The organism is Microbacterium sp. H83 (assembly GCF_001650405.1).
In the GTDB taxonomy this organism is placed as follows: domain Bacteria; phylum Actinomycetota; class Actinomycetes; order Actinomycetales; family Microbacteriaceae; genus Microbacterium.
The window spans coordinates 32,573-38,820 of sequence record NZ_LWCU01000025.1 but is presented as its reverse complement, the minus strand read 5'-3'; the positions used below and the strand labels follow the sequence as shown (position 1 = coordinate 38,820).

Annotated in this window: 7 protein-coding genes; 3 read left to right on the top strand and 4 right to left on the bottom strand. The window is 69.9% G+C overall.

Going from position 1 to position 6,248, the window contains the following annotated elements:
- Nucleotides 1–99 precede the first annotated feature (99 nt).
- A complete protein-coding gene (locus tag A4X16_RS11740) occupies nucleotides 100–534 on the top strand; it encodes a hypothetical protein (protein ID WP_067120745.1) in 435 nt (144 codons plus the stop codon).
- 38 nt (nucleotides 535–572) lie between these two features.
- On the opposite strand, the gene pth is transcribed toward A4X16_RS11740, so the two are convergent.
- Together pth and A4X16_RS11730 are read right to left on the bottom strand one after the other, a co-directional pair.
- Complete coding sequence (gene pth / locus A4X16_RS11735; RefSeq protein WP_067120743.1) at nucleotides 573–1,154, bottom strand: aminoacyl-tRNA hydrolase; 582 nt, start codon at nucleotides 1,152–1,154, stop codon at nucleotides 573–575.
- Nucleotides 1,155–1,275: 121 nt separating this feature from the next.
- Nucleotides 1,276–1,899: a 50S ribosomal protein L25/general stress protein Ctc gene (locus A4X16_RS11730; RefSeq protein ID WP_067120760.1), complete on the bottom strand. Its 624-nt coding sequence runs from the start codon at nucleotides 1,897–1,899 to the stop codon at nucleotides 1,276–1,278.
- Between the two features lie 220 nt (nucleotides 1,900–2,119).
- Here A4X16_RS11730 and A4X16_RS18420 point away from each other — a divergent pair, with 220 nt between their 5' ends.
- Both A4X16_RS18420 and gndA read left to right on the top strand, forming a co-directional pair.
- Nucleotides 2,120–2,245 (top strand): hypothetical protein, encoded by a 126-nt coding sequence (locus A4X16_RS18420; RefSeq protein WP_269454907.1) that lies wholly within the window; start codon nucleotides 2,120–2,122, stop codon nucleotides 2,243–2,245.
- A gap of 161 nt (nucleotides 2,246–2,406) precedes the next feature.
- Nucleotides 2,407–3,810 carry an NADP-dependent phosphogluconate dehydrogenase gene (gene gndA / locus A4X16_RS11725; protein ID WP_231880349.1) on the top strand — a complete coding sequence of 468 codons (1,404 nt, stop codon included), beginning with the start codon at nucleotides 2,407–2,409 and terminating at the stop codon, nucleotides 3,808–3,810.
- Between the two features lie 57 nt (nucleotides 3,811–3,867).
- On the opposite strand, the gene A4X16_RS11720 is transcribed toward gndA, so the two are convergent.
- Together A4X16_RS11720 and A4X16_RS11715 are read right to left on the bottom strand one after the other, a co-directional pair.
- A complete protein-coding gene (locus A4X16_RS11720) occupies nucleotides 3,868–4,593 on the bottom strand; it encodes an ABC transporter ATP-binding protein (RefSeq protein WP_067120756.1) in 726 nt (241 codons plus the stop codon).
- Nucleotides 4,594–4,628: 35 nt separating this feature from the next.
- A complete protein-coding gene (locus A4X16_RS11715) occupies nucleotides 4,629–6,092 on the bottom strand; it encodes an ABC transporter permease (protein ID WP_067120741.1) in 1,464 nt (487 codons plus the stop codon).
- Nucleotides 6,093–6,248 lie beyond the last annotated feature (156 nt).

Sequence of the window (6,248 nt, the reverse complement as noted above, 5' to 3'; positions counted from 1 at the left end):
GCATAGCCGCCGACGGGCACCTGATACGCGCCGGCGCAGCCGTACCCGGGTCAGGGCGCCGCTCCGACCTACCAGCCGGCTCCTCCCGGCGCGTATCAGGTGCCCGTCGGCGGCTATGCGGCGCCCGCGGGGTCCTATCAGGCACCGGAGCAGGTCGAGAGGCGCTCGTCGCTGCTCGGCATCCTGGCGCTCGTGCTCGCGATCGTCGCCGCCGTCGTGACCCCGATCATCGCGGGGATCACCGGCTTCGAGATCGGCCGCCGCATCCCCGCCGGATTCGACACCACGTCGCCCGAGTTCCTGACGCTGCTCTCCCCCGCACGCGATCAGGTGCTGTGGGCCGAGGTCTCGTTCTGGACGGGCACGATCCTCGGCATCGCGGCCATCGTGATCGGCATCATCGCGATCCGCAGGAAGAAGGGTCGCGGCGCCGGCATCGCCGCGCTCGTCGTCGCTGTCCTCGGCCCGATCGTCTTCTGGGTCGTGCTGTTCGTGTCGCTGTCGCTCGGCATGGCGTCGACCCTGGCGCCCTAGCCCTCGGCTCAGCGCGGCTCAGCGCGGCTCAGCTCGGCTCAGCGCGGGGCGTGGTGCTTCTGCTGGGCGGCGAGCAGTCCCTCGCCGACCAGCTGCTCGACGGCGTCAGCGGCATCCGAGACCAGGATCGGCAGATTCGCCCGCTCGTCCTTCCCGAAGGGCGAGAGCACCCAGTCGGCGGGGTCCTGGCGTCCGACGGGGCGACCGATGCCCACGCGCACACGCGGGAAGTCCGGCGTCGTGATCGCGCGCGCGATGTCGCGGACGCCGTTGTGCCCGCCGTGCCCGCCGCCGACCTTGAGCTTGATCGTGTCGAAGGGGATGTCGAGTTCGTCGTGGATGACGACGATCCGCTCCGGCGGCACGGAGTAGAACCGGGCCAGTGCGGCGACCGGCGTGCCGGAGACGTTCATGAACGTGTTCGGCTTGGCCAGCACGAGCTTGTCGGCACCGGGACGGAGCCAGGTCTCGACCACGCGGGCGCCGCCCTTGTGCTCGCGGAAGCTCTCACCGCGGCGGGCCGCCAGCTCGTCGATCACCATCTGCCCGACGTTGTGCCGCGTCGCCTCGTATCTCGGGCCGGGATTGCCGAGCCCCACCACCAACCAGGTGGATGCCATGTCGTCGTCCTCTCGGATGGTGGCCGCTCTGCGGGCCCGGTCAGGATACGACAGAGGGGGCGCGATCGTCTCGCGCCCCCTCTGTGATGCAGTCAGCTGTGCGCTGCGCCTGCGGAGTGGATCACTTCGCGGCGTCCTCCTGCGCAGCCTCGGCCTCGGTCTCGCCCTCGGCGGGCTCCTCGGCGGTGGTGTCCTCCTCGAGCTCGAGGACGGGCACCGAGACGGCGACCACGAGGACCTCGGGGTCGGTCAGCAGCGTCGAGCCCTTCGGCAGGACGACGTCGGCGGCGGTGATGTGCGCGCCCTCCTCGAGTCCCTCGACCGAGATCTCGATGTTCTGCGGGATGTGCGTGGCCTCGGCCTCGATCGACAGCGTGGTCGTGTCGAGGTTGGCGATCGTGCCGGCGAAGGGCTCTCCGGTGACGACGAGCGGAACGTCGATCGTGACCTTCTCGCCCTTCTTCACGACGAGGAGGTCGATGTGCTCGATGATCTGGTGCACCGGGTCCTTCTGGACGTCCTTGACCAGGGCGAGCTGCGAGGTGCCCTCGATGTCGAGCTCGAGCAGCGCGTTCGCGCGACGGATGATCAGCGAGACCTGGTGACCCGGGAGCGCGACGTGCACGGGGTCGGTGCCGTGACCGTAGATGACGGCGGGGATCTTGCCGGCGGCGCGCAGGCGACGGGCGAAGCCCTTGCCGAAGCTCTCGCGGAGCTCGGCCTGGACCTTGGTGTCTTCAGACATGGGGTTCTCCTTCGGGACACGCAGCGACAGCCGCGCGGTGGTCTGGGATTCGATCTCGAACGTGGACACGCGAGGAAAGCCACCGGGCTTGCTTCGCCGCGTCGATAACGGACGTCCGCGCACACGCGCAAGCGTCCCTCGCCGAGGTACTCCCTTCATGGTACCCGATGACCCGGTAGGCTGAAGACACCGATCCCTACTGCAGAACACGGAGTTCCCCATGCTCGACGGCGCCTTCTTCTCACACGTGATCGCCTGGGTGATCGGCGCGATGACCGTGTGCGCCGTCGGCTTCTCGTTCGCCGCCCTCTTCTCGCTCGGCCGCTCCGGCTACCGCAAGGACTGAGCGCCCCGTCCGCTCCCGACGGCCCGCGAGCCGTCGTCGGCCGTCACACGAGACCCTCGCCGCGGCCACCGCGATACCCTGAGAACATCCCCTACTTCACGATCCAGGAGTCTTCTGTGCCTGAAGCAACAGCGAACATCGGAGTCGTCGGACTCGCCGTCATGGGTTCGAATCTCGCCCGCAACCTCGCCAGCCGCGAGGGCAACACGGTGGCGATCTTCAACCGCAGCCACGAGAAGACCGAGACGCTGCTCGCCGAGCACCCCGAAGCCGAGTTCGTGCCCGCATCGACGTACCAGGAGTTCGCCGACAGCCTGCAGAAGCCGCGCACCGCCATCATCATGGTCAAGGCCGGCCGCCCCACGGATGCCGTGATCGACTCGCTCGTCGAGGTCTTCGAGCCGGGCGACATCATCGTCGACGGCGGCAACGCGTACTTCCCCGACACCATCCGCCGTGAGAAGGCGGTGCGCGAGACCGGCATCAACTTCGTCGGCGCCGGCATCTCGGGCGGCGAGGAGGGCGCACTGCTCGGCCCGTCGATCATGCCCGGCGGCTCGGACGAGTCGTGGGTCACGCTCGGTCCGATCCTGAAGTCCATCGCCGCGGTCGCCGAAGGCGAGCCCTGCGTGACGCACGTCGGCCACGACGGCGCCGGCCACTTCGTGAAGATGGTGCACAACGGCATCGAGTACGCCGACATGCAGCTGATCGCCGAGGCGTACGACCTCATCCGCCGCGGCACGGGCAAGACCCCGGCCGAGATCGCGGAGATCTTCGCCGAGTGGAACACCGGCGAGCTCGAGTCGTACCTCATCGAGATCACCGCCGAGGTGCTCCGCCAGGTGGATGCCGAGACCGGCAAGCCCCTCGTCGACGTCATCGTGGACCAGGCCGGCGCCAAGGGCACCGGCGCCTGGACCGTGCAGACCGCGCTCTCGCTCGGCGTGCCCGTCTCCGGCATCGCCGAGGCCACGTTCGCCCGCTCGCTCTCCAGCCACCCGGAGCAGCGCGAGGTCGCCGCCGCTCTCCCCGGCCCCGACGAGGCGTTCACCGTCGCCGACGAGGCCGCGTTCATCGAGGACGTCCGCCAGGCCCTCTACGCGTCGAAGATCGTCGCCTACTCGCAGGGCTTCGACGAGATCCGCGCGGGCGCCGCCGAGTACGACTGGACCATCGACCTCGGGGCCATTTCGAAGATCTGGCGCGCCGGCTGCATCATCCGCGCCCAGTTCCTCAACCGCATCGCCGACGCGTACGCGGAGACCCCGGACCTGCCCGTCCTGATGACCGCGCCGTACTTCGCCGATGCGCTCACCCGCGGGCAGGCGTCCTGGCGCCGCGTCGTGATCGCCGCCGCGCAGGCCGGCATCCCCGCCCCCGCGTTCTCGTCGTCGCTGTCGTACTACGACGGCATCCGCGCCGACCGTCTGCCGGCCGCGCTCGTGCAGGGCCAGCGCGACTTCTTCGGGGCGCACACCTACAAGCGCATCGACAAGGACGGCACCTTCCACACGCTGTGGTCGGGCGACCGCACCGAGATCGAGGCGGAAGACACCCACTGAGTCCTCCGCGACGACATGACGAAGGCCCCGGCAGTCCGCCGGGGCCTTCGTCGTCGCTCAGCGCGTGATGTCCTTCACCGTCCCCTTCGCGAGTCGCAGCCGCCGCGTGGCCCGACGCGCGACGGCGGAGTCATGCGTGACGACGATCATGGTGATGCCCTCGGCGCACAGCGACTCGAGGAGCGCGAGGATCTCGTCGCGCATGCTCTCGTCGAGGTTGCCGGTCGGCTCGTCCGCGAGGAGCACGCGGGGGCGTTTGACGATCGCCCGAGCGATCGCCACGCGCTGCTGCTGTCCGCCGGAGAGCTCCGAGGGCAGATGGTCGCCGCGATCCTCGAGTCCGACGTGGGCGAGCGCTTCGGCGACGCGCGAGGCGCGCTCAGCACGCCCGAGGGACATCGGCTCGAGCGCCATGTCGACGTTCTCGGCGGCCGTGAGCGTGGGGATCAGGTTGAAGCCCTGGAACACGAATCCGATCTCCTCCGCCCTGATGCGCCCGAGCTCGCGAGGCGATGCGGATGCCAGCTCCGTCTCCCCCAGCATCAGCGAGCCCGACGTCGGTGCGTCGAGCGCGCCGAGCATCTGCAGCAGCGTCGACTTTCCGCCGCCGGTCGGGCCCTGGATCGTGACGAACTCCCCCGGCAGGATCGTCAGGTCGACGCCGGTGAGCGCCTTCACGATCCGCCCCTTCTGCCGGTAGGTGCGGGTGATGTCGGTCGCCCGATAGAGCGGTGCCGCGGCATCCGCGGTCCGTGCGGTCTCGGCGGTGTCTGCGATGGTCATGAGTGTCTCCTTGTCGATGAGTGTGGACGAGTCGGTCAGGCGACCGAGCGCAGGGCCTCGGCCGGGCTGAGGCGGGCGGCGCGCCATCCGCCGAACGCCCCGGCGACGAGCCCGCCGAGCACCGCGAGGCCGACGGCCGCGACGAGCACCCAGGGCGTGAACGGCGCCTGGAGGACGATGTCCGCTGTCTGCTGCGTCTGGAACATCCCGCCCGGCCCTCCGCCTGCACCGCCAGGACCGCCGCCCTGGCCCGCTCCTCCGGCTTCGGCCGCAGCGACCGTGGGGCGGATGAGGTTGATCGCGACGATCCCCGCGATGCCGAGCACCAGCCCGACCGCACCGCCGAGGAGCCCCTGCACCATCGACTCGCCGGCCACCTGCCGCACGACGCGGCCGTTCGACCACCCGATCGCCTTGAGCGTGCCGAACTCGCGGGTGCGCCGGGAGACCCCCGACAGTGTCAGGAGCACCGAGAGCAGCATCGCGACGGCCAGCACGATGATCGACAGCCAGGTGCCGAGGTCGGTGATGAGCGAGGTCGCGCTGGACAGCGATCCCGAGACGGTCGACGCGAGCTCGGACTGCGAGGTCACGGTGGCATCAGGGAGCTCGGCGGCGAGCGCCGTCTGCACCGCATCGATCGAGGCGGCGGACTCGGCCTGCACGTAGACGGTGGAGATCACGTCACCGGCACCGGACAGCTCCTGCGCCGTGTCGAGGGGCAGGTAGACGTCGGCGGCCGTGTCCGCGGAAGCAGAGGTGGATGCGACGATGCCGACGACCTCGACGTCGGAGCCGCCGACGTCGATCGTGTCGCCCACGGCGATCTCGTTCGTCGTCGCGTACGTCGAGTCCACCGTCGCGACCAGCGCACCGGAGTCATCCGCGTCGAGTGCGCGGCCGTCGCTGACCTTCACCGAGGCGAGCGGACCCACAGAGGTCACCGTGGGGTCGATCCCGAGCACCGAGAAGGAGTCGATGCCGAACGATCCCCCGCCGGCCCCGTCCTGGCCTCCCTGCGGGGGCGTCCCGCCCTCCGTCGGCGCCGTCCCCTCCCCGTCCTGCTGCCCGAAGCCGCCGCTCGGGAGCTCGCCCGAGAAGGTGGAGTTCGTCAGGCTGAGCGCCGCGACCGCGGACGTGACGCCCTCGGTGGACGCGACCGTGTCGAGGACGGACGCATCGAGGGTGCCCCGCATGAGATCGGTGCGCAGCATCGACTGACTGAGGGTCGTGGTGTCGCCGTCGGACGCACCGTCCTCGGCACCGAAGTCGAACCTCTCCCCGCCGCCCTGTCCCGGCTCCACGGCGGCCCCGGTCACCGTGAGGTCGGTGCCGACGCCGTACACGGATTCGAGCGCCTGCGCCTGTGCATCCCGCACGCCGGCGGTGAGCGCGTTCACGATGATGACCAGGGCGATGGCTATCGCGAGCCCCACCGCCACGATCGCCGTCTGCTTCTTGCGACCCGCCAACTCGCGCCGCAGATACGTCCCGTACATGTGTCTCCTTCCGCCGCGACGTTCGCGGGCCGATGACGACGGTAGGGAGCGCAGTTCTGCGAGATCGATGCGGAGATGATGGGAATCGTATGATCGAACGACTCACAGCCGATGCATAGTCCTCTCCATAGAGATCCCATAGGAGATTCCGCAGAA